Here is a 23,289-nt window from a genome sequence, read left to right as displayed (position 1 = left end):
GCAGGCCGGCGCCTGCGCAAAACCTGGCCAGAGGAATGGCCTGAAAAAGGAGAACAGGATGAATATGACGCAACTCAAAGCGGCCTTGCCGCGTGATCTGTTGGCCTCGGTGGTGGTGTTCCTGGTGGCGTTGCCGCTGTGCATGGGCATCGCCATCGCTTCGGGCATGCCGCCCGCCAAGGGACTGATCACCGGGATCGTCGGTGGCCTGCTGGTGGGCTGGCTGGCGGGTTCGCCCTTGCAGGTCAGCGGACCGGCGGCAGGTCTGGCTGTGCTGGTGTTCGAGCTGGTGCGCCAGCACGGCATGGCCATGCTCGGGCCGATCCTGCTGCTGGCCGGCCTGCTGCAACTGCTGGCCGGGCGCTTTCGCCTTGGCTGCTGGTTCAGGGTCACGGCGCCAGCGGTGGTCTACGGGATGCTCGCGGGTATCGGCGTGCTGATCGTGCTGTCCCAGGTGCATGTGATGTTCGACCGCTCGCCGCTGCCCTCGGGGCTGGAAAACCTGCTGGGCTTTCCTGCCGTGATCGGCGAGGCGTTACCGCTGGAGAACGCGGGCAACGGCTGGCACGCCGCGGCATTGGGCCTCGGCACCATCGCGGTGATGTGGGCCTGGGAACGCTGGAAGCCAGGCAAACTGCGCTTCGTGCCGGGTGCGCTGCTTGGGGTGAGCCTGATGACGCTGCTGAGCATCGGTCTGGGCCTGTCGGTGAACCGCGTGCAGGTGCCGGACGACCTCAGCCAGGCCATCGACTGGCTGCGCCCCGCCGACCTGCTGGCGTTGGCCGACCCGACGCTGCTGGTGGCGGCCTTCGCCCTCGCCTTCATCGCCAGTGCCGAAACCCTGCTGTCGGCGGCGGCGGTGGACCGCATGCACAGCGGTCAGCGTTCGGACTTCGACCGCGAACTGTCGGCGCAAGGCGTCGGCAACATGATCTGCGGCGTGCTGGGCGCACTGCCGATGACCGGGGTGATCGTGCGCAGTTCGGCCAACGTCCAGGCTGGCGCGAAGACGCGGCTGTCGGCGATCTTCCACGGCGTCTGGCTGCTGGCCTTCGTGGTGTTGCTGGGGAGCGTGCTGCAGCAGATTCCGGTGGCGAGCCTGGCCGGCGTGCTGGTGTTCACCGGCATCAAGCTGGTGGACCTGAAAGCCTTCCGCGGTTTGGGGCGCTACGGGCGGATGCCGATGTTCACCTATGCGGCCACTGCGCTGGCGATCGTCTTCACCGACCTGCTCACCGGCGTGCTGCTGGGCTTCGCCCTGACGCTGCTGAAACTGGCGTTCAAGGCCGCGCGGCTGAAGATCAGCGTCAGCAGCCTGCAACAGGATGGGCATATGGAGCTGCGCTTGAGCGGCGCGGCAACCTTCCTCAAGGTGCCGGCCCTGACCCAGGCGCTGGACAGCATTCCACCGGGCACCACCCTGCACGTGCCGCTGGCGAACCTGAGCTACATCGACCACTCCTGCCTGGAATTGCTGGAGGACTGGGCACGGGCGAACGCGGGCAACGATTCGACGCTGGTGATCGAGTCGCAACGCTTGAGGCGGCGGGTCGAGGGACGGGTGCGGACCACCGTGGGGCTCGGCGCGTAAGCCTGCTCTGAAGAAACGGCACCTGCTGCAAATGCAAGGGCACATTGCAGCGGGTGCCATCACTGCCCTACTATCAAGAATCAATACCATTTGCATCCTTGCATGCACGGATTCTCGATGCCTTCCCCTGCCCAGACCCTTTACGTTCGACACTCACCCTGGCTGTTGGTGTTTCTGCGCCGCCGCCTGGGCAACGGCTGGGATGCCGCGGACCTGTTGCATGACACCTTCCTGCGAGTACTGCGCCGACCTGTCGAGTTCGACAGCCAGACCGGCGAACGCTCTTATCTGGCCACCGTCGCCAAGGGCCTGTGCATCGATCACTGGCGGCGTGCGCAGATCGAGCGGGCCTGGCGCGAGACGCTGGCAGCCTGCCCGGAGCCGACCCAGCCCTCGGCGGAACACACGGCGCTGATCGTCGAGACCCTGCTCGAAGTCGATGCCATGCTCCTGCGCCTGCCGGCCAAGGTGCGCGAGGCGTTTCTCATGGCGCAGGTCGAGGGCATGACCTACGGAGTGATCGCCGCGCAGCTGGAGGTCAGCGAGCGCATGGTGAAGAAGTACATGGCGCAGGCGTTCCTGCACTGCGCGGTGCTCGAAGCCGAACTCGACGGCCTGCTGGTGGAGTGATGCGATGAGCGCAGCCCGGGAAACACTCAGCCACGCCAGCCTCGAACACGCCGCCCAGTGGTACGTGCGGCTGCTGGAAGACGGCGACCAGGCCGGGGTCCGCGAGCAGTGGCAGCGCTGGTTCGACCAGCACGCCGAGCATCAGGCCGCCTGGCGCTACATGGAGCGGGTGGGCGAACGCTTCGCGCCGCTGCGGGCCGAAGGCGAGCGGGCCGGGCGCCTCCTGCGTGAGCGGGTGCCGGTGCGTCTGGGGCGGCGCCAGACGGTCAAGTCGCTGCTGGTGCTGGCGGTCGGTTCGATGGCCGGCTTCGGCGGCTGGCAGGCGGCATCGCGCAGCGGCTGGACCGCCGACCTGCACACCGGCACCGGCGAAAACCGCGAGGTCGCCCTGGCCGATGGCAGTACCTTGTGGCTGGGCGCCCGTACCGCCGTCGATACCCGCTTCGATGAGCGGCAGCGCCGGCTCGACCTGCGGTTCGGCGAAATCCTTTTGCAGTCGTCGTTGCGGGACCGTCGCCCGCTGCTGCTGGAAACCGGTGCCGGGCTGCTGCAGATGGCCTCGACGCCGATCCGCCTGGCGCTGCGCTACAACGACGGCAATGCCCGGCTCAATGTGTATCAGGGACAGGTGGAGATCTTCACGCGTACCGGCAGTCGTGCCCTGATCGAGGCTGGCCAGCGTGTCGACTTCACATCACTGGCGGTGTCGGCACCGGCTCCGGCGCAGGTGGCGGGCGAGTCCTGGTTGCGCAACCGGCTGACTGCCGAAGCCATGCCCCTGGAAGAACTGATCGACGCACTGGGCCGGTATAGACCGGGGCATCTGGGCGTGCACCCGGACCTCGCGCATCTGGCGGTAATGGGCACGTTCCCCCTCGACGACACCGACCACGCCCTGCGTTTGCTGGAGGCGGCGCTGCCGGTACGGATCAAGCGGCTGACCGACTGGTGGGTGACGGTGGAGCCGGCCTGAAATTTTTTCAGCGAGCGCTTCCCCTTTCCGTTTCTCGCCCGGTTCAACAGCAGAACCCTCCCCTTGAACCCATGAAACAACAGGGACTGCCATGTCGTCGCCCCGCTCCTGCGTGTTGGCCCTCGTGCCGATGACCCTCCTCAGCTTCGCCCCGCTCGCGCTCCTGCCCGCCGCCGTCCAGGCCGCGCAGGCCAGTGCCCGGCTCCAGACCTTCCACGTCGCGGCCGGCAGTCTGAGCAGCGTGCTCAATGAATTCAGCAGCCAGGCCGGCATTTACCTGGCCGGCAGCGACAGCCTCGCCGCGGGCAAGCGCAGCGCCGGGCTGGACGGTGAATACAGCGTCGAGCAGGCGCTGGCGCTGTTGCTGGGCGGCACCGGCCTGGTCGCCATTCCACAGGGCGCAGGCGGTTATGTGCTGCAGCCCGCCGCCGAAGGTGGCGCGGTGCAACTGGATGCGACCTCGATCAACAGCCAGGGGCTCGCCAGCAGCAACGGCCAGGAAGACAAAGGTTACCGCGCCACCCATTCGGCGACGGCGAGCAAGACCAGTACCGCGCTGGCCGACACCCCGCGTTCGGTGTCGGTGGTCACCCGCCAACGCATGGAAGACCAGCAGTCCCAAAGCCTCACCGAGGTGCTGGGCTACGTTCCGGGCATCTTTGCCCCGCCCTTCGCCGCCGGCGATGGCCAGGCGGGCGACCTGTTCTTCATTCGCGGTTTCAACGCCACCGACTACGGTTACGGCCTGTTGCGCGACGGCCTGCGGGTGCAGGGCAACCGCTACGACACCAGCAGCGAGCCTTATGGCCTTGAGCGGATCGAAGTGTTCCGCGGGCCGACCTCGATCCTCTACGGCGAGAACGCGCCGGGCGGCGTGGTCAACCTGGTGAGCAAGCGTCCGACCGCCCAGCCTCGCGGTGAAATCCAGCTCAGCTATGGCTCCAACGACCGCCGCCAGCTTGGCATCGACGTTTCCGGTCCGCTGGCGGACAACCCCAAGGTGCTGGGCCGCCTGGTGGTGCTCGGACGCAAGTCGGGCACCCAGGTCGATCACCAGCCGGACGACCGGATGTACGTGGCGCCGTCGCTGACCCTGAACTTCGACGAGGCCAATGACCTGACCCTGCTGGCGTCCTACCAGCGCGACCGCACCCTGATGGAGCTGGGCTATCCGGCTGCCGGCACGCTGCTCCATAACCCCAACGGCAAGATCAGCAAGCACACGCTGCTGGGCAATCCGGACTGGGACAACTTCGAGCGTGAAACCTGGACCCTGGGCTACGAGTTCCACCACCAGTTCAATGATGGCTGGCAATACCGGCAGAACTCCCGCTACCTGCAGTCGCGCATCGACCGCCAGGAAATCTGGCCGGGCAACCTCAACAACGCAGGCTTCGGCACCACGCTGAACAATACCGCCTACGACCGTTACAACAAGTCCATCGCCTACTCGCTGGACAATCAGGTCGAAGGCCACTTCGCCTTCGGCGCGCTGGAAAACACCCTGCTGGTGGGCGCCAGCCTCGACCGCACCTCGTTCAACCAGGACTGGAACGCTGGCTTCGGCGGCACCGTCAACGTGTTCAACCCGGTCTACAGCGGCGACCCGGTGACCTCGACGCGGGTTCAGGATGCGCTGCTGGAGCAGACGATGTACGGCGTCTACAGCCAGATCCAGAGCCGTCTCGACAACTGGGTGCTGCTGCTGGGCGGGCGTTACGACCGGGTCAACAGCGAGTACCGTAACCGCCGTGGCACCCTCAATGCGGCGGCCGACCTCGACTATTGGGACGGCCAGTTCACCTGGCAGACCGGCTTGATGTACCAGTTCGACAATGGCGTCTCGCCGTATGTCAGCTACTCCACCGCCTACAACCCGACCCAGCAGGTGTCGAGCGCTTCCGGCCCGCTGGACCCGACCCTGAGCGAGCAATATGAAGTCGGTGTGAAGTACGAACCAAAGGGCTGGAACACACTGATCAGCGCATCGGTCTACGACCTGCGCAAGAAGGACGACTCGCTGTATGACAACGGCGATTACCGCAACGTCGGTCGCAGCCGTGCCAAGGGCGTGGAGCTGGAGCTCAACAGCGACATCACTGAAAACATCAACGTGACGGCGGCCTACACCTACACCGACTCGCGGGTGACCAAGGATGTGGCCGGCTCGCTGCTGGAAGACCACCAGATCACTGGCGTGCCGCGCAACCAGGCCTCGGTGTGGAGCAGCTACCGCTTCCTCGATGGCCAGTTGAAAGGGCTGCGGTTGGGGGCGGGTGTCCGGCATTTCGACAGCACCTTCGCGTACACCAGCCCGTCGCTGTACGGCAAGCTGGACACCGGCGACGTAACGCTGGTGGATGCGGCGATCGGTTATCAGCTGAATGCGCACTGGTCGGCCGAGGTCAACGCGCGCAACCTGTTCGACCAGGAATACGTGGCGGGCTGCAACAACGCCGGGCGTTGCTACTGGGGTGAAGAGCGGACGGTGCTGGGGACGGTGAGTTACAACTGGTAGGGCGTTTTTAGCAGGATCCGCCCTGCCGAGCCTGCCGGCCTCATCGCCGGCAAGCCGGCTCCCACTGGGTGGTGGGAGTCCAGGGCTTTTGTGGGCGCTGGCTTGTCGGGGCGCCGAACCGCAGCGATGAGGCCAGCAGCAATCAGGCCGTCTGCTGCTGGTTCAGCTCCAGGCCAACCCCCAACTGCCGCGACAGGCACGGCCAGCGCTTCCACGCCGCACCCGTCTCCGGGCTGCTCAGTTTGTCGCGGTAGGCTTCGACCGATTCCAGGGCGAAGCTCTCGTCGTCGAGCATCAGGTCCAGCGAGTGGTGCGCCACTTCGTCCAGCTGGTTGGCGAATGCCTCGCCGATCAACTGGTGCGCGATCAGGTTGGCGACCGTGGTATCCAGCGGGATCAGCGGCTGCTGGAAGTGCTTGATGTACAGGTCGTTGACTTCCTCCACCAGGCGATGCGCCAGGTAGGCTTCATCCAGCAGGCAATCCAGGCCCACCTGGCCGTCGACGATCTGCGGAGGGGTGATGAAATACTCCTCGGCGATTTTCAGCACCGGTTTGATCTGCGATTCGATCCCGGCTTCGCGGGCGACTTCGTTGGCGGCTTCCAGCAGTTCGGGGACTTGCTCGATGTAGGCGGTAACGAAACGGTTCAACGCACCCTGCGCGTCCTGCTCGGGCAACTGAATCAAGGGATGCAGATGAGGCAACTGCTGCTCGAGGCGCGCCTTCAACTGGCCGGTTTCGGCTTCGTGAAGGTGAGCTCGGGCTATCTGCTCGCGCAAAGCGGCAATCTTCATGACAACTCCAGGGACAAGCGGTGACAAACGGAAGACACTAAATTAGTCCTATTTTGCTATTGGCTAAGATCCATTTCTCATAACTATTATGCCCTTTTGCGGCGCAGGGTTATATCAAGGTGCCATCATTGTTGTAAGTCGATGTCCTACAAGGATTTTCGGCAATCGCTGAACGTCGCGAAGCGCTTTTCCGCCGCGTCATTGCGCGGTCCGGACCCCTGTCTATACTCCGCTGTGAAAGAGATTTGGCTGATGAGGCCCGCCTGATGTGCAGCGGGGGGCCGCCGTCGAAGTCCGCAGTCTTGACGCCGTGCCCCCTTCCGCAGGTCCCGCCTCCGGGATAACAAGAACGATAAGGGGAACCCGCAATGATGCGACATCCACACGTCTGGATGGGCCTCCTGTTGTGGTCGCTAATCACGCCAGCGCACGCCGCCTGGACCGTGAACATGGCGCCGGGGGCGACCGAAGTCAGCAATGCCGTGTTCGACCTGCACATGACCATCTTCTGGATCTGCGTGGTGATCGGCCTCGTGGTATTCGGCGCGATGTTCTGGTCGATGATCATCCACCGCCGCTCCACCGGCCAGCAGCCGGCGCATTTCCACGAACACACCTGGGTGGAAATCCTCTGGACCGTGGTGCCCTTCCTGATCCTCGTGGCCATGGCCATTCCCGCGACCAAGACCCTGATCGAGATCTACGACGCCAGTGAGTCGGACGTGGATATCCAGGTCACCGGCTACCAGTGGAAATGGCACTACAAGTACCTGGGCCAGGACGTCGAGTTCTTCAGCAACCTGGCAACCCCGGCGGACCAGATCCACAACAAGGCGCCCAAGGACGAACACTACCTGCTCGAAGTCGACCAGCCGCTGGTGCTGCCGGTAGGCGCGAAGGTGCGCTTTCTGGTCACTGCGGCCGACGTCATCCATTCCTGGTGGGTGCCGGCCTTCGCGGTCAAGCGCGACGCCATTCCCGGTTTCGTCAACGAAGCCTGGACCCGCATCGAGAAACCCGGCATCTACCGCGGCCAGTGCACCGAGCTGTGCGGCAAGGACCACGGCTTCATGCCGGTGGTGGTGGAGGTCAAGTCGAAAGAGGACTACGACGCCTGGCTTGGCGAGCGCAAGGCCGAGGCGGCCAAGCTCAAGGAACTGACCAGCAAGGAATGGACGCTGCAGGAACTGGTCGAGCGCGGCGACAAGGTCTACCACACCACCTGCGTGGCCTGTCACCAGGCCGAGGGCCAGGGCCTGCCGCCGATGTTCCCGGCGCTGAAGGGCTCGAAGATCGCCACGGGGCCAAAGGAAGATCACCTGAGCATCGTGTTCCACGGCAAGCCCGGCACCGCCATGGCCGCGTTCGGCAAGCAGCTCTCGGAAGTCGACATCGCTGCCGTCGTCACCTACGAACGCAACGCCTGGGGCAACAACAAGGGCGACATGGTCACGCCGAAAGACGTGCTGGCGATCAAACAGGCGGAAAGCAAATGAGCCGGTTTTCAGGAGACAGGACATGAGCACAGTGATCGACGACCACGGTCATGCCGGGCATGACCACGCCCATGGCCCGGCCAAGGGCCTGATGCGCTGGGTGCTGACGACCAACCATAAAGACATCGGCTCGATGTACCTGTGGTTCGCCTTCTGCGCCTTCCTGCTGGGCGGCTCGTTCGCCATGGTGATCCGCGCCGAGCTGTTCCAGCCCGGCCTGCAGATCGTCCAGCCGGAATTCTTCAACCAGATGACCACCATGCACGGCCTGGTGATGGTCTTCGGCGCGGTGATGCCGGCCTTCGTCGGCCTGGCCAACTGGATGATCCCGCTGATGATCGGCGCGCCGGACATGGCCCTGCCACGGATGAACAACTTCAGCTTCTGGCTGCTGCCGGCGGCCTTCCTGCTGCTGGTGTCCACCCTGTTCATGCCCGGTGGCGGGCCGAACTTCGGCTGGACCTTCTACGCCCCGCTGTCGACCACCTACGCGCCGGAAAGCGTGACCTTCTTTATCTTCGCCATTCACCTCATGGGCATCAGTTCGATCATGGGGGCGATCAACGTCATCGCCACCATCCTCAACCTGCGCGCCCCCGGCATGACCCTGATGAAGATGCCGCTGTTCGTCTGGACCTGGCTGATCACCGCGTTCCTGCTGATCGCGGTAATGCCGGTGCTGGCGGGCGTTGTGACCATGATGCTGATGGATATCCACTTCGGCACCAGCTTCTTCAGTGCCGCCGGCGGCGGTGACCCGGTGCTGTTCCAGCATGTGTTCTGGTTCTTCGGTCACCCCGAGGTGTACATCATGATCCTGCCGGCGTTCGGTGCGGTCAGCTCGATCATCCCGGCGTTCTCGCGCAAGCCGCTGTTCGGCTACACCTCGATGGTCTACGCCACCGGCGCCATCGCCTTCCTGTCGTTCATCGTCTGGGCGCACCACATGTTCGTGGTGGGCATCCCGGTGGTGGGCGAGCTGTTCTTCATGTACGCCACCATGCTGATTGCCGTGCCCACCGGGGTGAAGGTGTTCAACTGGGTGAGCACCATGTGGGAAGGCTCGCTGACCTTCGAGACGCCGATGCTGTTCGCCATTGCCTTCGTCATCCTGTTCACCATCGGTGGCTTCTCCGGGCTGATGCTGGCCATCGCCCCGGCGGACTTCCAGTACCACGACACCTATTTCGTGGTGGCGCACTTCCACTACGTGCTGGTGCCGGGGGCGATCTTCGGGATCTTCGCCTCGGCCTATTACTGGCTGCCGAAGTGGACCGGGCACATGTACGACGAAACACTCGGCAAGCTGCATTTCTGGCTGTCGTTCGTCGGCATGAACCTGGCCTTCTTCCCGATGCACTTCGTGGGCCTGGCAGGCATGCCGCGGCGGATTCCGGACTACAACCTGCAGTTCGCCGACTTCAACATGATCAGTTCCATCGGCGCCTTCATGTTCGGCACCACCCAGCTGCTTTTCCTGTTCATCGTCATCAAGTGCATCCGTGGCGGCGAGCCGGCACCGGCCAAGCCATGGGATGGCGCCGACGGGCTGGAGTGGACGATTCCGTCGCCGGCGCCGTACCACACCTTCCAGACACCGCCGGACGTGAAGTGAACGGGGGAGTGCGGTCATGAGCGAGGGCCTCTCGATCAAGCGCCTGGTCACCCGCCTGCTGATGCTGGCGGTGGTGATGTTCGCCTTCGGCTTTGCCCTGGTGCCGATCTACGACGTGATGTGCCGGGCCTTCGGCATCAACGGCAAGACCGGCGGCCAGTACGAGGGTAGCCAGATAGTGGACCCGGCGCGCTCGGTGAAGGTGCAGTTCCTGTCCACCAATGCCATCGACATGGTCTGGGACTTCTACTCCACCGCCGACCAGATCGACGTCAATCCGGGGGCGGTGAACCAGATGATCTTTGTCGCCCACAACCCCACCGACAAACCCATGACCGCCCAGGCCATCCCGAGCATTTCGCCGGCCGAGGCGGCGGCGTATTTCCACAAGACCGAATGCTTCTGCTTCAGCCAGCAGGTGCTGCAGCCGGGTGAGCGCATCGAAATGCCGGTGCGTTTCATCGTCGACCGCGACCTGCCCAGGGATGTGAAGCACCTGACGCTCGCCTACACGCTGTTCGACATCACCGCTCGCCAGCCGCCGGTCGCCCATGTGGCCAGCCAGAACCCGCAGAGCGCCCGATAAGGAGAACAATTCATGGCCTCTCACGAGCATTACTACGTACCGGCGCAAAGCAAGTGGCCGATCATCGCCACCCTCGGCATGTTCATCACGGTGTTCGGCCTCGGCACCTGGTTCAACGACCTCAAGGCCGGGCGCGACTCCCACGGGCCGCTGATCTTCTTCGTTGGCGCGCTGTTTCTGGCCTACATGCTGTTCGGCTGGTTCGGCGCGGTGATCAAGGAGAGCCGTGCCGGGCTCTACAGCCCGCAGATGGACCGCTCGTTCCGCTGGGGCATGTCGTGGTTCATTTTTTCCGAGGTGATGTTCTTCATCGCCTTCTTCGGTGCGCTGTTCTACGTGCGCCATCTGGCCGGGCCCTGGCTCGGTGGTGAAGGCGCCAAGGGCGTGGCGCACATGCTCTGGCCGAACTTCGAGTTCACCTGGCCGCTGCTGCACACGCCGGACCCGAAACTGTTCCCGCCGCCCAAGGAGGTCATCGATCCGTGGCACCTGCCGCTGATCAACACCATCCTGCTGGTCAGCTCCAGCGTGACCATCACCATCGCCCACCACGCGCTGCGCAAAAACCATCGCGGCCCGCTGAAATTCTGGCTGGCGCTGACTGTGGTGCTCGGCATCGCCTTCCTCATCCTGCAGGCCTACGAGTACCACGAGGCGTACACCAAGCTGGGCCTGACCCTGGGTTCGGGCATCTACGGCGCGACCTTCTTCATGCTCACGGGCTTCCACGGCGCCCACGTGACCATGGGCACCCTGATTCTGTTCGTGATGCTGATGCGGGTCCTGAAAGGGCATTTCAACGCCGACAAGCACTTCGGTTTCGAGGCGGCCAGCTGGTACTGGCACTTCGTCGATGTGGTCTGGGTCGGGCTGTTCATCTTCGTTTATGTGCTGTAGCGGGAGGGCTTACCAGGGGGCGTGAGAGACCAGCTGGCCGCTGTAGAAACCCCAGGTGATCAGGCCAAGGGTGAGGGCGGCCAGGCTGACGCGAACGGTCAGGGCCTTGAGCAGGCGGGTGGAGTGCTCGTCGTCCTTGACCAGAAACACCAGGCCGCTGAACAGACTGGCGATGGTAGCCAGCAACAACACGACGATCGCGGCTTTGAGCATGGCGAAAACTCCGGGGGACGTGATGACTTTGAGTATAGCGGGGGCCCGATGAGGCCCTTTCGTCCTGGCGTGGTGCCAACGCTGGTGGTGCTGATGCTGCTGCCGGTACTGGTCGGCCTGGGTCTCTGGCAGCTCGGCCGCGCCAATGAAAAGCGCGCGCTGCTTGAGGTTTATGCCGAGCGGGAAGTGGCGGCGCCGCTGACCGGCGAACGGATGCTCAACGAAACCGACCCCGCCTACCGTCGCGTGCAACTGCGCGGCCACTTCGATGCCGGGCACAGCCTGCTGGCCGACAGCCGCATGCGCGACGGCCACGCCGGCGTCGAAGTGTTGCAGCCGTTCTTCGACGAGCCGAGCCAGCGCTGGTGGCTGGTCAACCGTGGCTGGTTGCCATGGCCGGACCGCCGGGTGCCGGTGGCCTTCGACACTCCGCAGCAGACGCTGAACCTGACAGCCTGGGTCTACATCGCCCCTGGCGCCAGCTTCCTGCTGCGCGCCGATGCGCCGGGCGATGCCTGGCCGCAACTGGTCAACAGCATCGAGCCGGCCCACCTCTGGCAACAACTGGACCGTGACGGCTACGCCCACGAGCTGCGGCTGGAGCCGGGCCCGGCGAGTTTGCGGGTGGACTGGCCGGTGGTCGCCCTCGGCCCGGAAAAACATTTGGGCTATGCCGTGCAGTGGTTCGCCCTGGCGACGGCCCTGATCGCGCTTTATCTCTATTTCGGCTGGCATCGACACAATAAAAAGGAGAAAGACCATGGGAGTCGCCACAGGTCCGCTCGACATGTCTGAAGGCAAGGCGCCGCGGGGGCGCGCCAAAGGACGCCTGCAACTGATCCTGATCCTGCTGGTGGTGCTGGGGCCGATGATGCTCGCCACCGGCATGTACAAACTCAATTTCTGGGTGCCGGATGGGCGCAGCTACCACGGCGAGATGATCGGCGATGGCCGCAGCCTCGCCGACCTGGGCGTGCAGTCCGAGGAGCACCGCTGGCAACTGCTGGTCAGCGCGCCGAAGGACTGCGCGGTGGACTGTCAGCAACTGGTCTATCTGGCCCGGCAGATCAATATCGGTCTGGGCCGCGACGCCAGCCGCGCCGGGCACGCCGTGGCCAGCGTCGAGCCGTTGAGCGGCGCGTACCTGGACAAGGTCGAGCGCGAGTATCCGCAGCTCCAGCGCTATGGGCTGGACGCCATGCGCTACGGCGCAGTCAGCCCGAACCGCAGCGAGGCGCAACTGTGGATCGTCGACCCCCACGGCAACCTGGTGCTGCGCTACGACGCCCGGGTCAAGGGCAAGGACGTGCTCAACGACCTACGCCACCTGCTCAAGCTGTCCAATATCGGTTAGGAGCGCGCCATGACTCGTCCTGGATATCGCCTCGCCATTTTCGCCACCGGGCTGGCGCTGCTGGTGGTGCTGCTCGGCGCCTACACCCGCCTGACCCACGCCGGCCTCGGCTGCCCCGACTGGCCGGGTTGCTACGGCTTCATCAGCGTGCCCAAGACCGAAGCCCAGCTCGCCCATGCCGAGCTGCACTTCCCGGATTCGCCGGTGGAGGCGCACAAGGGCCGCAACGAGATGGTCCATCGCTATTTCGCCGGCACCCTGGCGCTGGTCATCGCCATGCTCGCGGTGCAGGCGCTGCGCCGCCACGGCCGTGACGGCCAGCCGTATCGCCTGCCGTTGCTGGTGCTGGGCGTGGTGTTCCTGCAGGCAGCGTTCGGCATGTGGACGGTGACCTTGCAGTTGTGGCCGCAGGTGGTCACGGCGCACCTGCTCGGCGGCTTCGCCACCTTGAGCCTGCTGTTTTTGCTCAGCTTGCGCCTGTCACGGGCCTACATGCCGTTGCCGGGACTGCCGCGACGGGTGCGCCGGCTGGCGGCGGTGGCGCTGTTGCTGGTGATCGGGCAGATCGCCCTGGGCGGTTGGGTCAGTGCCAACTATGCGGCGGTGGCCTGCATCGACCTGCCCACCTGCCACGGCGAGTGGTGGCCGCAAGCGGACTTCGCCAATGGTTTTCACCTCACCCAGCACATCGGCCCCAACTACCTCGGCGGCCAGCTCGACAGCGACGCCCGCACCGCCATCCACATGACCCACCGCCTCGGCGCGCTGATCGTCACCCTGGTGACGCTGACCCTGGCCTGGCAACTGCACCGGGTTGGCCTGCGGCGCCTGGCCAAGCTGGTGCTGGCGGCGCTGTGCCTGCAGATCGGCCTGGGCATCAGCAATGTGCTGTTCCATCTGCCGCTGGCGGTTGCCGTGGCGCACAACGCCGGCGGTGCCGGGCTGCTGCTGACCATGGTCCTGGTCAACTACCGTACCCGTCTGGCGATGCAGCCGCGGGCCCGTCGCGTCAGCCCTGGCTGGCGCCTCACGCCGCTGCGGCTGGCGGGTGATCTTCATTATCTGGGAGACAATCCATGGCAGCGCTTCTGAGCGAACGCGAGGTCCGCGCAGGCTGGCGGGACTATCTGGAACTGACCAAGCCGAAGGTGGTGGTGCTGATGCTCATCACCTCGTTGGTGGGCATGTTCCTCGCCACCCGCGCCGGCGTGCCCTGGACGGTGCTGGTGTTCGGCAACCTCGGCATCGGGCTCTGCGCGGGCGCGGCAGCGGCGGTCAATCATGTGGTGGACCGGCGCATCGACGCGCTGATGGCCCGTACCCACAAACGGCCGCTGGCCGAAGGCCGGGTCGGGCCGCTGCCGGCGCTGCTGTTCGCCCTGCTGCTGGCGCTGTCCGGGATGGCGCTGCTGCTGAGCTTCACCAACGCCCTCACCGCCTGGCTGACCCTGGCTTCGCTGCTGGGCTATGCGGTGATCTACACCGGCTTTCTCAAGCGCGCCACACCGCAGAACATCGTGATCGGCGGCCTGGCCGGTGCCGCGCCGCCGCTGCTGGGCTGGGTCGCGGTGAGCGGTCACCTGAGTGCCGAGCCGCTGCTGCTGGTGCTGATCATCTTCGCCTGGACCCCGCCGCACTTCTGGGCCCTGGCCATCCATCGCAAGGCCGAATACGCCAAGGCCGACATCCCCATGCTGCCGGTGACCCACGGCGAGCACTACACCAAGGTGCATATCCTGCTCTACACCTGTGTATTGCTCGCGGTGAGTCTGCTGCCCTACGCCATCCATATGAGTGGGCCGCTCTACCTCGCCTGCGCCGTGCTGCTGGGGGCGCGCTTCCTGCAGTGGGCCTGGGTGTTGTACCGTGGCGTTCGGCCGCACGCTGCGATCAAGACCTTCAAGTACTCTGTCTGGTACCTGTTCCTGCTCTTTATCGCGCTGCTTGTAGACCACTACCTGTTGTTGAATCTATGACTCGAACCCAGAAAACCGTCTTCATCCTCGTCGCCCTGGTCGCATTGATTCTCGGGCTTACCATCAACAAGGTGATCAATGGCCGCAGCCAGGGCAACCCGGCCGAGCTGATCGATGCCGGCATCATTCTGCTGCCCCAGAGCCGCACCGTGCCGGAACTGGAAATGAACGACGAGAACGGCCAGCCCGTGCGGGTCGACCAGCTCAAGGGCAAGTGGTCGCTGGTGTTCTTCGGCTACACCTTCTGCCCGGACATCTGCCCGACCACCCTGGCGCAGTTGCGTCAGGTGAAGAGCGAACTGCCGAAAGAGGCGATGGAGCGGATGCAAGTGGTGCTGGTCAGCGTCGACCCGAACCGCGACACGCCGGCGCAGCTCAAGCAGTACCTGGGGTATTTCGACAAGGACTTCCGCGGCCTGACCGGCTCGCTGGACGCTACCCAGAAACTGGCCAATGCCTTGAGCATTCCGTTCATTCCGGCCGATACCAGCAAGCCTGGCTACACCGTGGATCACAGCGGCAACCTGGCGTTGATCGGCCCGGACGGGGCGCAGCGGGGGTTCATTCGGGCGCCGTTCAACAACCAGAAGCTGGTGGCGCAATTGCCGGGGTTGGTGAAGCGGGATTGAGGCGGGGATTTGAGGGCCTCATCGCCGGCAACGCCGGCTCTCACAGATATCGAGGACACCCCGGAACCTTGTGGGAGCTGGCATTGCCAGCGATGAGGCCTTCAGCAGCGATAGAGAGCTATCAGAACGCCGGGATTACCGCGCCCTTGTACTTCTCGAGAATGAACTGCTTCACCTCTGGCGAGTGCAGGGCACCGACCAGTTTCTTCAGTGCGTCCATGTCCTTGTTGTCAGGACGGGCAACCAGGATGTTCACGTAAGGCGAGTCGCTGCCTTCGATGATCAGTGCGTCTTTCTCAGGGTTCAGCTTGGCTTCCAGCGCGTAGTTGGTGTTGATCAGCGCCAGGTCGACCTGGGTCAGTACGCGCGGCAGGGTGGCCGCTTCCAGCTCGCGGATTTTCAGGCCTTTCGGGTTTTCGGCGATGTCCTTGGGCGTCGACAGGATGTTGGCCTTGTCCTTCAGGGTGATCAGACCCGCCTTCTGCAGCAGCAACAGGGCGCGACCGCCGTTGGTGGCATCGTTCGGGATGACTACGTTGGCGCCCGACGGGATCTCTTCCAGGGTCTTGAACTTGCTCGAGTACGCGCCCAGTGGCTCCAGGTGCACGCCAGCGACGCTGACCAGGTTGGTGCCCTTGCCCTTGTTGAACTCATCCAGGTACGGCTGGTGCTGGAAGAAGTTGGCGTCCAGACGCTTTTCGGCAACCTGCACGTTCGGCTGGATGTAGTCGGTGAAGACCTTCACTTTCAGGTCCACGCCTTCCTTGGCCAGGGTTGGCTTGACGAATTCGAGGATCTCGGCGTGCGGCACGGCGGTGGCCGCGACGCTCAGGGTTTCCGCCGCGTTGGCGGAGAGGGCCGCGAAGGCGGCGACAGCAGCAAGCAGTTTTTTCATTCCATCACTCCTTGAGGGGGCCGTGGCAGACCCCCGATGTGTCGGTCACGCCGACCCTTACTTACGGGAAAAATGCACAACCAGTTTGTCGCCGACGCTCTGCAGAACTTGAACCAGGATCAGCAGCAGGACCACGGTGACGATCATCACGTCGGTCTGGAAACGCTGGTAGCCGAAGCGGATCGCCAGGTCGCCAAGGCCGCCGGCCCCGACCACACCGGCCATCGCGGTGTAGGACACCAGGGTGATGGCGGTGACGGTGATGGCGGCGAAGATGCCCGGCCGCGCTTCCGGCAGCAGGGCGTTCATGATGATCTGGCGGGTGGTGGCGCCCATCGACTGGGTCGCCTCGATGATGCCGCGGTCCACCTCGCGCAGCGCGGTTTCCACCAGGCGGGCGAAGAAAGGCGTGGCGCCGACCACCAGCGGCGGGATGGCACCGGCCACACCCAGCGAGGTGCCGGTGATCAACACGGTGATCGGGATCATCACGATCAGCAGGATGATGAACGGCAGCGAGCGCAGGATGTTCACCACCAGCGACAGCAGCGCGTAGACACCCTTCTGTTCGAACATCTGCCGTGGCCCGCAGAGGAACAGCAGCACGCCAAGCGGCAGGCCCAGCAATACGGTGAACAGCAGCGAGCCGAACAGCATGATCATGGTGTCGCCGGTGGCCAGCCAGATCTCGGACCAGTCGACGTTGGCGAAGAAATTCAGGGCGTCCATCAGCGCAATACCTCCATATGAACGTCAGCCGCGGTGAAGCGGGCGAAGGCCGCTTCCATGTCGCCGCCGGTGACGGCCAGGGTCAGTTGCCCGTACGGAGTGTCCTTGATGCGGTCGATGCGACCGGCCAGGATGCTGTAGTCCACGCCCGTCTCGCGGGCCACGGTGCCCAGCAGCGGCGCGTAGGTGGCATCGCCCTGGAAGGTCAGGCGCACGATGCGGCCTGGCACGTGGGCGAAGTCGTCGCGCTGCTCGGCTTCGTCGACCTGCTCGTCTTCCTGGACAAAGCGCTTGGTGGTCGGGTGCTTCGGATGCAGGAACACCTCGGCCACCGAGCCCTGCTCGACGATCTGCCCGGCGTCCATCACCGCGACCCGGTCGCAGACGCGGCGGATCACGTCCATTTCATGGGTGATGAGGACGATGGTCAGCTTCAGCTCGCGGTTGATTTCGGCCAGCAGTTGCAGCACCGAGGCGGTGGTCTGGGGGTCGAGGGCACTGGTGGCCTCGTCGCACAGCAGGATCTTCGGCTGGGTCGACAGGGCGCGGGCGATGCCGACGCGCTGCTTCTGCCCGCCGGAAAGCTGGGCCGGGTACTTTTTCGCGTGCTCGGACAGGCCGACCCGCGCCAGCAGCTCGCTGACCCGTGCGTCGATTTCCTTGCGCGACAGCTCGCCGGCCAGGGTCAGTGGCAGGGCGACGTTGTCGGCCACGGTCTTGGAGGCGAGCAGGTTGAAGTGCTGGAAGATCATCCCGACCTGCTGGCGGAAACGGCGCAGGTGGCTGGCATCGAAGGCGGTGACGTCTTCGCCATCGACGATGATCTTGCCGCCGCTGGGCTCTTCCAGGCGGTTGATCAGGCGCAGCAGCGTACTTTTGCCGGCACCGGAATGGCCGATCAGGCCGAACACCTGGCCGTTGTCGATGCAGAGGCTGGTGGGGTGCAGCGCGGGAATGTCCCTACCGGCGACGCGGTAGGTCTTGTGGACTTGTTGAAACTCGATCACGTAGCGAACCTTGTGGGGCGCATGAAATGGGGTCAGCGGTTAGCCGGTCGCGCATTTTAGCCTGTTCGTTTAGTTGTTCTTAGCATTTATTTCGTAATCGTCCAATGCCGTGGGAATAACGCGATCAGCGGTCGGCACATCCGATTGAACGCCCGTCTCGCCTGCTCAGTCACTAACAAAACAAGCCCGCAACGGGTAGCCCGTGAAGACTGATGAGGACTGCAGACCATGCCCAGCAAGAAAGACGCGCCCAACCAGAGCCAGCTCGCGGGTGTCGATACACCCGACCGCGCCAACACCAACGCCAAGCTGCAGAGCCTGGAAGCGGTGCGCAGCGACGCCACCGGTCAGGCCCTGCGCACCAACCAGGGCGTGAAGGTTGCCGATAACCAGAACAGCCTCAAGGCTGGCGCCCGCGGCCCCTCGCTGCTGGAAGACTTCATCATGCGCGAGAAGATCACGCATTTTGACCATGAGCGCATTCCGGAGCGCATCGTCCACGCCCGTGGTTGCGGCGCCCATGGTTACTTCCAGTCCTACGGCAATCACGCCGAACTGACCAAGGCCGGCTTCCTCCAGGACCCGGAGAAAATCACCCCGGTGTTCGTGCGTTTCTCCACTGTCCAGGGCCCGCGCGGCTCGGGTGATACGGTGCGCGACGTGCGGGGCTTCGCGGTGAAGTTCTTCACCGACGAAGGCAACTTCGACCTGGTGGGCAACAACATGCCGGTGTTCTTCATCCAGGACGCGGTGAAATTTCCCGACTTCGTTCATGCCGTGAAGCCCGAGCCCCACAACGAGATCCCCACCGGCGGCTCGGCCCATGACACGTTCTGGGACTTCGTCTCGCTGGTGCCTGAGTCGGCGCACATGGTGATCTGGGCCATGTCCGACCGGGCCATCCCGAAAAGCCTGCGGACCATGGAAGGCTTCGGTGTGCATACCTTCCGCCTGGTCAACGCCGAAGGCGTCGCCAGTTTCGTCAAATTCCACTGGAAGCCGAAACAGGGCGTGCTGTCGCTGCTTTGGGACGAAGCGCAGAAACTTGCCGGCAAGGACACCGACTACCATCGCCGCGACCTCTGGGAAGCCATCGAGACCGGCAACTATCCGGAGTGGGAGCTGGGCGTGCAGATCGTCCCCGAGGCCGACGAACACCAGTTCGAGTTCGATTTGCTCGACCCGACCAAGATCATTCCCGAAGAACTGGTGCCGGTGACGCCGCTGGGCAAGATGGTGCTCAACCGCAACCCGGACAACTTCTTCGCCGAAGTCGAGCAGGTCGCCTTCTGCCCGGGCCATATCGTGCCTGGCATCGACTTCAGCAACGACCCGCTGCTGCAAGGCCGGCTGTTCTCCTACACCGACACGCAGATCAGCCGCCTGGGTGGGCCGAACTTCCATGAAATCCCGATCAACCGCCCGGTTGCGCCCAACCACAACGGCCAGCGCGACGCCATGCACCGGGTCACGATCGACAAGGGCCGCGCGGCCTACGAGCCCAACTCCATCGATGGCGGCTGGCCCAAAGAGACACCGCCCGGCCCGCGTGATGGCGGCTTCGAGTCCTATCCGGAGCGCATCGAGGCGCACAAGATCCGCCAGCGCAGCGAGTCGTTCGGCGACCACTTCTCCCAGGCCCGGCTGTTCTTCCACAGCATGAGCCCCACCGAGCAACAGCACATCGTGGCGGCCTACAGCTTCGAACTGGGCAAAGTGGAGCGCGAGCATATCCGCGTGCGCGAGGTGAACGAGATTCTCGCCAACATCGACCTGGACCTGGCGGCCAAGGTGGCGGCCAATCTCGGTCTGCCGGCGCCGAAAGCCGGGACCGTGGACACCCCTGAGCTCTCGCTCAAGGCTTCACCGGCACTGAGCCAGATGAATCATCCGGGCGAAACCATCAAGGGCCGCAAGGTTGCCGTGCTGGTGGCCGATGGCGTCGATGCCGCGCAACTGGACAAGCTGGTCAAGGCACTGGAGGCCGAGAGCCTGCAGATCAAGCTCCTCGGCCCGACCTCGGCGCCGGTGCAGACCTCGGCGGGCAAGGCACAGGCAGTGGATGCGTCGATGGAGGGGCTGCCGTCGGTGGCCTTCGATGCGGTGTGGGTGGCCGGCAAGACGACCGACGCACTTAAGGGTGATGGCGTGGCGGTGCATTTCATTCTCGAGGCCTACAAGCACCTCAAGCCGATCGGCAGTCACGACGGGCAAGGCTGGTTCGACAGCCTGAACCTCAAGGCGGACGGCGGGCTGCTGACCGGTGGCGACGCCAAGGCGGTCAAGGCGTTCATCAACGCCATCGGCAAGCACCGGGTGTGGGAGCGGGAGGCGGCGGCCAAAGCCATTCCGGCCTGACGGCAGTTGCAAGTTGCAAGCTGCAAGTTTCAAGCGGCAAGAGAAAAGCGGTTCGGCGCCGACTGTTCTTGCTTGAAGCTTGCAGCTAGAAACTTGCGGCTGCCTTCAACGGCGGGGTGTGAGGACCACCTGAGCCGGCAGGCGGCGCTGGATCTCATGCTTCTGCTGCAGTTCGAAATCCGGATCGCGCTTGTTCACGCGCTTGGCCAGCAGGCCCGACAGCCACGGGTAGTCAGCGGTGCGCGGCACCTGGAACAGCACGTCGCACTGGTAATTGACCACGTCGGCGGCAATGTCGTCGAGCTGGCGACGCAGTTTGCCGATTTCGCGGATATCCAGGGCGATTACCGTGCTCGGGGCGGTGGGGTCGATCAAGCGGGCTTTGGGCTTGGCCTCGGCGGCTTTCAACGCGGCCTCGGCCTTGTCCAGCTCGGCCTTGCGCGCCTGGGCGATGGCACCGTTGACACCGCCGGTCAGCGCCGGCGCCTTGGGCATCAGCGCACGGGCACGGGCCAGAGCCGTGGCGGCGGCGTTCACATCACCTTTCTGCAGGACGATCTGACTGCGCTGCAGATACGCCTCGGCCAACTGGCGCTGGTACTGTTCGACGCGGCTGTCGTCGGGCGACTTGGCCTGCAGCGTGGCGAGCTGATCTTCGGCAGTGGCCAGTTCGTTGCTGGCGATGCTCTGTTGCAGTGCCTGCCAGGCATCCGGTGCGGCGGGCGCGGCCGGGGCCTCCACCGGCTTGCTGGCGCAGGCAGTGAGCATCAGCGAAAACGCGGCAAGGAGCAGATAACGGGAGGCGAACGGCTTCATTCCTACGACTCTCTATTTGCGCAAAAAACGAGCAAGTCTACACCCAGTCCATGGTGTCGAACATCATTCCTTCGAAGGCGCCCGTGTAAATCATGAGGCCGGACACGCCCGCCGGGGGGGCGATGTCCGGGCTGAGGTCAACGCTTGGGAATAGCCAGGCTCAGCAAGAATAGCACTGCGGCGCAGACCACGATCGACGGTCCGGCCGGGGTGTCCTTGAACCAGGACATCGCCAGCCCGCCGCACACCGCGACCACGCCCAGCAGGCTGGCGCCCAGGGCCATCTGCTCAGGCGAACGGGCGTGACGCTGGGCGGCGGCGGCGGGAATGATCAGCAGCGAGGTGATGAGCAGTACGCCGACGATTTTCATCGCTACGGCAATCACCACCGCGATCAGCAGCATCAAGGCCAGACGCAGGCCGGCCACTGGCAGGCCCTCGACCCGCGCCAGTTCCTCGTGCACGGTAACCGCCAGCAGCGGACGCCACAGCGCCACCATCAACAGCAGCACCGCCGCGCTGCCGCCGAGGATCCAGGCCAGGTCGCCGGGGCTGATGGCGAGCAGGTCGCCGAACAGGTAAGCCATCAGGTCGATGCGCACATCGTGCATGAAACTCAATACCACAAGGCCCAGCGACAGCGTGCTTGGGGCGAGGATCCCCAGCAGGGTGTCAGAGGCCAGGGGCTGGCGTTGTTGCAGGGTGACCAACAGCAACGCCAGCAACAGGCAGCCGACGGTGACCGCCAGGGCCGGGCTGATGTCGAGCATGAAGCCCAGGGCCACGCCCAGCAGCGCCGCGTGGGACAGGGTGTCGCCGAAATAGGCCATGCGCCGCCAGACCACGAACGACCCCAATGGGCCGGCCACCAGCGCCAGGGCCAGGCCTGCGAGCAGGGCGTAGAGCAGAAAATCAGCCATGCTTGCAGTTTTCTCCGTGAACGTGAGGCGTGACCACCGAGCCGTGCAGGTCGTGGCTGTGGTCGTGATGGTGGTGATAGATCGCCAGGCTCGGCGCGTTGTTACCGAACAGCTCGACGAAGGCCGGGTCGCCGCTGACTTGCTCCGGGTGGCCGGAGCAGCAGACGTGGCGGTTGAGGCAGACCACCTGGTCGGTGGTGCTCATTACCAGGTGCAGGTCGTGGGAAACCATCAGTACGCCGCAGCCGTGGCGGTCGCGCAGGCGGGTGATGAGGCTGTACAGCTCGGCCTGGCCGGCGACATCGACGCCTTGCACCGGCTCGTCCAGCACCAGCAGTTCGGGTTCGCGCAGCAGGGCACGAGCCAATAGAACGCGCTGCATCTCGCCGCCGGAGATGGTCTGGATCGGGCTGTCGATCACCTGTTCGGCGCCCACTTCTTCCAGCGCCGACAGCGCGGCGGCGCGGTCCACACCCGGCACCAGGCGCAGGAAACGCAGCACCGACAGCGGCAGGGTGGCGTCTACCTGGAGCTTTTGCGGCATGTAGCCGATGCGCAGCTTCGGCTTGCGCCAGACGCTGCCGTTGCCCGGCTTGAGCAGGCCGAGCACGGCGCGTACGAGGGTGGTCTTGCCGGCGCCGTTGGGGCCGATCAGGGTGACGATCTGGCCCGGTTCGACGGTGAGGTCGATGCTGTCGAGGATGGTCTGCCCGGCGAACGAGACGCCCACCTGCTGCAGGCGGATCAAGGCATTGCTCATCAGGCGCTCCGGCAGTTGCCGCACAGACCGACCACTTCGACGGTCTGCGCTTCCACGCTGAAGCCGACGTCGTTGGCGCTGTTGATGATGGCGTCGCTGATCGAGGCCTGCTCCAGCTCGATCGCCACATGGCATTCGCGGCAGATCAGGAACTGGCCCTGGTGGGCGTGCTCGGGGTGGTTGCAGCCGATGAAGGCGTTGAGCGAGGCGATGCGGTGCACCAGGCTGTTTTCCAGGAGGAAATCCAGCGCCCGATAAACGGTAGGCGGCGCGGCGCGGCGGCCATCCTGCTCGCTCAGCACTCCGAGGATGTCGTAGGCACCCAGTGGCTTGTGGCTCTGCCATACCAGTTCCAGGACGCGGCGGCGCAGGGCCGTCAGGCGCAGTCCCTGGCGGGCGCACAGCGCATCGGCTTCGGCCAGGGCGGTGTGAACGCAATGGGAATGATCGTGTGGGCGGTTGGCCAGCGGAGTATTGGGCATGGGCGGCGACGGTTTTGGTGAGAGACGTTATTATGTTACCCGTCTTTG

At 64.7% G+C, this 23,289-nt stretch carries 23 protein-coding genes; 14 read left to right on the top strand and 9 right to left on the bottom strand.

From position 1 onward, the window contains the following. Positions 1–58 precede the first annotated feature (58 nt). From AC05QJ_RS00425 to AC05QJ_RS00410, 4 genes are all read left to right on the top strand, one after another. A complete protein-coding gene (locus tag AC05QJ_RS00425) occupies positions 59–1,591 on the top strand; it encodes a SulP family inorganic anion transporter (protein WP_476745107.1) in 1,533 nt (510 codons plus the stop codon). A gap of 117 nt (positions 1,592–1,708) precedes the next feature. Then, positions 1,709–2,221: a sigma-70 family RNA polymerase sigma factor gene (locus tag AC05QJ_RS00420; RefSeq protein ID WP_476745106.1), complete on the top strand. Its 513-nt coding sequence runs from the start codon at positions 1,709–1,711 to the stop codon at positions 2,219–2,221. A gap of 4 nt (positions 2,222–2,225) precedes the next feature. Further along, positions 2,226–3,194 (top strand): FecR domain-containing protein, encoded by a 969-nt coding sequence (locus AC05QJ_RS00415; protein ID WP_476745105.1) that lies wholly within the window; start codon positions 2,226–2,228, stop codon positions 3,192–3,194. Between the two features lie 130 nt (positions 3,195–3,324). Continuing rightward, positions 3,325–5,712: a TonB-dependent siderophore receptor gene (locus AC05QJ_RS00410; protein ID WP_476747841.1), complete on the top strand. Its 2,388-nt coding sequence runs from the start codon at positions 3,325–3,327 to the stop codon at positions 5,710–5,712. Between the two features lie 142 nt (positions 5,713–5,854). Here the strand turns inward: AC05QJ_RS00410 and AC05QJ_RS00405 are convergent, their stop codons facing one another. Further along, complete coding sequence (locus tag AC05QJ_RS00405; protein ID WP_476745104.1) at positions 5,855–6,508, bottom strand: hypothetical protein; 654 nt, start codon at positions 6,506–6,508, stop codon at positions 5,855–5,857. Positions 6,509–6,876: 368 nt separating this feature from the next. Here AC05QJ_RS00405 and coxB point away from each other — a divergent pair, with 368 nt between their 5' ends. From coxB to AC05QJ_RS00385, 4 genes are read left to right on the top strand one after another with little or no spacing between them, the layout of a single operon-like run. Beyond that, positions 6,877–8,004 carry a cytochrome c oxidase subunit II gene (coxB, locus tag AC05QJ_RS00400; protein WP_476745103.1) on the top strand — a complete coding sequence of 376 codons (1,128 nt, stop codon included), beginning with the start codon at positions 6,877–6,879 and terminating at the stop codon, positions 8,002–8,004. A gap of 22 nt (positions 8,005–8,026) precedes the next feature. After that, positions 8,027–9,619 (top strand): cytochrome c oxidase subunit I, encoded by a 1,593-nt coding sequence (gene ctaD, locus AC05QJ_RS00395; RefSeq protein WP_476745102.1) that lies wholly within the window; start codon positions 8,027–8,029, stop codon positions 9,617–9,619. Positions 9,620–9,635: 16 nt separating this feature from the next. Then, positions 9,636–10,205 carry a cytochrome c oxidase assembly protein gene (locus tag AC05QJ_RS00390; RefSeq protein WP_476745101.1) on the top strand — a complete coding sequence of 190 codons (570 nt, stop codon included), beginning with the start codon at positions 9,636–9,638 and terminating at the stop codon, positions 10,203–10,205. Positions 10,206–10,217: 12 nt separating this feature from the next. After that, positions 10,218–11,102, top strand: a complete 885-nt coding sequence (locus AC05QJ_RS00385; RefSeq protein ID WP_476745100.1) for a cytochrome c oxidase subunit 3 — start codon at positions 10,218–10,220, stop codon at positions 11,100–11,102. Positions 11,103–11,111: 9 nt separating this feature from the next. On the opposite strand, the gene AC05QJ_RS00380 is transcribed toward AC05QJ_RS00385, so the two are convergent. Next, complete coding sequence (locus AC05QJ_RS00380) at positions 11,112–11,315, bottom strand: twin transmembrane helix small protein (protein WP_476745099.1); 204 nt, start codon at positions 11,313–11,315, stop codon at positions 11,112–11,114. A 48-nt stretch (positions 11,316–11,363) separates the two neighbouring features. Between AC05QJ_RS00380 and AC05QJ_RS00375 the strand changes: the two genes are divergently transcribed. Genes AC05QJ_RS00375 through AC05QJ_RS00355 form a run of 5 tightly spaced genes read left to right on the top strand, consistent with a single transcriptional unit; the run spans position 11,364 to position 15,274 of the window. Further along, positions 11,364–12,110, top strand: a complete 747-nt coding sequence (locus AC05QJ_RS00375) for an SURF1 family protein (protein WP_476745098.1) — start codon at positions 11,364–11,366, stop codon at positions 12,108–12,110. Beyond that, a complete protein-coding gene (locus tag AC05QJ_RS00370) occupies positions 12,076–12,669 on the top strand; it encodes a hypothetical protein (protein WP_476745097.1) in 594 nt (197 codons plus the stop codon). The genes AC05QJ_RS00375 and AC05QJ_RS00370 overlap by 35 nt, the downstream gene beginning before the upstream one ends. A gap of 9 nt (positions 12,670–12,678) precedes the next feature. Beyond that, the gene (locus AC05QJ_RS00365) at positions 12,679–13,761 is read left to right on the top strand and encodes a COX15/CtaA family protein (protein ID WP_476745096.1); all 1,083 of its coding nucleotides are present in this window, start codon (positions 12,679–12,681) and stop codon (positions 13,759–13,761) included. Next, a complete protein-coding gene (gene cyoE, locus AC05QJ_RS00360; RefSeq protein ID WP_476745095.1) occupies positions 13,746–14,645 on the top strand; it encodes a heme o synthase in 900 nt (299 codons plus the stop codon). The genes AC05QJ_RS00365 and cyoE overlap by 16 nt, the downstream gene beginning before the upstream one ends. Then, positions 14,642–15,274 carry an SCO family protein gene (locus AC05QJ_RS00355; RefSeq protein ID WP_476745094.1) on the top strand — a complete coding sequence of 211 codons (633 nt, stop codon included), beginning with the start codon at positions 14,642–14,644 and terminating at the stop codon, positions 15,272–15,274. The genes cyoE and AC05QJ_RS00355 overlap by 4 nt, the downstream gene beginning before the upstream one ends. A gap of 121 nt (positions 15,275–15,395) precedes the next feature. Here the strand turns inward: AC05QJ_RS00355 and AC05QJ_RS00350 are convergent, their stop codons facing one another. Genes AC05QJ_RS00350 through AC05QJ_RS00340 form a run of 3 tightly spaced genes read right to left on the bottom strand, consistent with a single transcriptional unit; the run spans position 15,396 to position 17,905 of the window. Further along, positions 15,396–16,169 (bottom strand): MetQ/NlpA family ABC transporter substrate-binding protein, encoded by a 774-nt coding sequence (locus AC05QJ_RS00350; RefSeq protein ID WP_476745093.1) that lies wholly within the window; start codon positions 16,167–16,169, stop codon positions 15,396–15,398. Between the two features lie 57 nt (positions 16,170–16,226). After that, positions 16,227–16,898 (bottom strand): methionine ABC transporter permease, encoded by a 672-nt coding sequence (locus tag AC05QJ_RS00345; RefSeq protein WP_476745092.1) that lies wholly within the window; start codon positions 16,896–16,898, stop codon positions 16,227–16,229. Next, a complete protein-coding gene (locus tag AC05QJ_RS00340) occupies positions 16,898–17,905 on the bottom strand; it encodes a methionine ABC transporter ATP-binding protein (protein ID WP_476745091.1) in 1,008 nt (335 codons plus the stop codon). The genes AC05QJ_RS00345 and AC05QJ_RS00340 overlap by 1 nt, the downstream gene beginning before the upstream one ends. A 228-nt stretch (positions 17,906–18,133) precedes the next feature. Here AC05QJ_RS00340 and katE point away from each other — a divergent pair, with 228 nt between their 5' ends. Continuing rightward, positions 18,134–20,263: a catalase HPII gene (katE, locus tag AC05QJ_RS00335; protein WP_476745090.1), complete on the top strand. Its 2,130-nt coding sequence runs from the start codon at positions 18,134–18,136 to the stop codon at positions 20,261–20,263. Positions 20,264–20,368: 105 nt separating this feature from the next. On the opposite strand, the gene AC05QJ_RS00330 is transcribed toward katE, so the two are convergent. The 4 genes from AC05QJ_RS00330 to zur form a co-directional block, all read right to left on the bottom strand. Next, positions 20,369–21,079: a PA5502 family lipoprotein gene (locus tag AC05QJ_RS00330; protein WP_476745089.1), complete on the bottom strand. Its 711-nt coding sequence runs from the start codon at positions 21,077–21,079 to the stop codon at positions 20,369–20,371. Between the two features lie 137 nt (positions 21,080–21,216). Further along, the gene (gene znuB / locus AC05QJ_RS00325) at positions 21,217–21,999 is read right to left on the bottom strand and encodes a zinc ABC transporter permease subunit ZnuB (protein WP_476745088.1); all 783 of its coding nucleotides are present in this window, start codon (positions 21,997–21,999) and stop codon (positions 21,217–21,219) included. Beyond that, positions 21,992–22,759 carry a zinc ABC transporter ATP-binding protein ZnuC gene (gene znuC, locus AC05QJ_RS00320; protein ID WP_476745087.1) on the bottom strand — a complete coding sequence of 256 codons (768 nt, stop codon included), beginning with the start codon at positions 22,757–22,759 and terminating at the stop codon, positions 21,992–21,994. Before znuC ends, znuB begins: the two co-directional genes overlap by 8 nt. Further along, on the bottom strand, positions 22,759–23,241 hold the full coding sequence (gene zur / locus AC05QJ_RS00315) for a zinc uptake transcriptional repressor Zur (protein ID WP_476745086.1): 483 nt from the start codon (positions 23,239–23,241) through the stop codon (positions 22,759–22,761). Before zur ends, znuC begins: the two co-directional genes overlap by 1 nt. Positions 23,242–23,289: the final 48 nt, after the last annotated feature.

The sequence above is a fragment of the Pseudomonas sp. TUM25319 genome (assembly GCF_056388475.1).
The sequence above is the reverse complement of the archived record's forward strand: the minus strand, read 5'-3'. Positions and strand labels throughout refer to the sequence as shown.

What these genes read in the sequence shown, in the direction of transcription:
- AC05QJ_RS00380 (WP_476745099.1), bottom strand. Translation starts at nt 11,315, where the DNA reads ATGCTCAAAGCCGCGATCGTCGTGTTGTTGCTGGCTACCATCGCCAGT.
- AC05QJ_RS00405 (WP_476745104.1), bottom strand. Translation starts at nt 6,508, where the DNA reads ATGAAGATTGCCGCTTTGCGCGAGCAGATAGCCCGAGCTCACCTTCAC.
- AC05QJ_RS00410 (WP_476747841.1), top strand. Translation starts at nt 3,325, where the DNA reads ATGACCCTCCTCAGCTTCGCCCCGCTCGCGCTCCTGCCCGCCGCCGTC.
- AC05QJ_RS00390 (WP_476745101.1), top strand. Translation starts at nt 9,636, where the DNA reads ATGAGCGAGGGCCTCTCGATCAAGCGCCTGGTCACCCGCCTGCTGATG.
- AC05QJ_RS00375 (WP_476745098.1), top strand. Translation starts at nt 11,364, where the DNA reads ATGAGGCCCTTTCGTCCTGGCGTGGTGCCAACGCTGGTGGTGCTGATG.
- znuB (WP_476745088.1), bottom strand. Translation starts at nt 21,999, where the DNA reads ATGGCTGATTTTCTGCTCTACGCCCTGCTCGCAGGCCTGGCCCTGGCG.
- AC05QJ_RS00365 (WP_476745096.1), top strand. Translation starts at nt 12,679, where the DNA reads ATGACTCGTCCTGGATATCGCCTCGCCATTTTCGCCACCGGGCTGGCG.
- AC05QJ_RS00385 (WP_476745100.1), top strand. Translation starts at nt 10,218, where the DNA reads ATGGCCTCTCACGAGCATTACTACGTACCGGCGCAAAGCAAGTGGCCG.
- katE (WP_476745090.1), top strand. Translation starts at nt 18,134, where the DNA reads ATGCCCAGCAAGAAAGACGCGCCCAACCAGAGCCAGCTCGCGGGTGTC.
- AC05QJ_RS00415 (WP_476745105.1), top strand. Translation starts at nt 2,226, where the DNA reads ATGAGCGCAGCCCGGGAAACACTCAGCCACGCCAGCCTCGAACACGCC.
- AC05QJ_RS00370 (WP_476745097.1), top strand. Translation starts at nt 12,076, where the DNA reads ATGGGAGTCGCCACAGGTCCGCTCGACATGTCTGAAGGCAAGGCGCCG.
- AC05QJ_RS00425 (WP_476745107.1), top strand. Translation starts at nt 59, where the DNA reads ATGAATATGACGCAACTCAAAGCGGCCTTGCCGCGTGATCTGTTGGCC.
- AC05QJ_RS00350 (WP_476745093.1), bottom strand. Translation starts at nt 16,169, where the DNA reads ATGAAAAAACTGCTTGCTGCTGTCGCCGCCTTCGCGGCCCTCTCCGCC.
- cyoE (WP_476745095.1), top strand. Translation starts at nt 13,746, where the DNA reads ATGGCAGCGCTTCTGAGCGAACGCGAGGTCCGCGCAGGCTGGCGGGAC.
- coxB (WP_476745103.1), top strand. Translation starts at nt 6,877, where the DNA reads ATGATGCGACATCCACACGTCTGGATGGGCCTCCTGTTGTGGTCGCTA.
- AC05QJ_RS00330 (WP_476745089.1), bottom strand. Translation starts at nt 21,079, where the DNA reads ATGAAGCCGTTCGCCTCCCGTTATCTGCTCCTTGCCGCGTTTTCGCTG.
- AC05QJ_RS00345 (WP_476745092.1), bottom strand. Translation starts at nt 16,898, where the DNA reads ATGGACGCCCTGAATTTCTTCGCCAACGTCGACTGGTCCGAGATCTGG.
- AC05QJ_RS00420 (WP_476745106.1), top strand. Translation starts at nt 1,709, where the DNA reads ATGCCTTCCCCTGCCCAGACCCTTTACGTTCGACACTCACCCTGGCTG.
- ctaD (WP_476745102.1), top strand. Translation starts at nt 8,027, where the DNA reads ATGAGCACAGTGATCGACGACCACGGTCATGCCGGGCATGACCACGCC.
- AC05QJ_RS00355 (WP_476745094.1), top strand. Translation starts at nt 14,642, where the DNA reads ATGACTCGAACCCAGAAAACCGTCTTCATCCTCGTCGCCCTGGTCGCA.
- znuC (WP_476745087.1), bottom strand. Translation starts at nt 22,759, where the DNA reads ATGAGCAATGCCTTGATCCGCCTGCAGCAGGTGGGCGTCTCGTTCGCC.
- zur (WP_476745086.1), bottom strand. Translation starts at nt 23,241, where the DNA reads ATGCCCAATACTCCGCTGGCCAACCGCCCACACGATCATTCCCATTGC.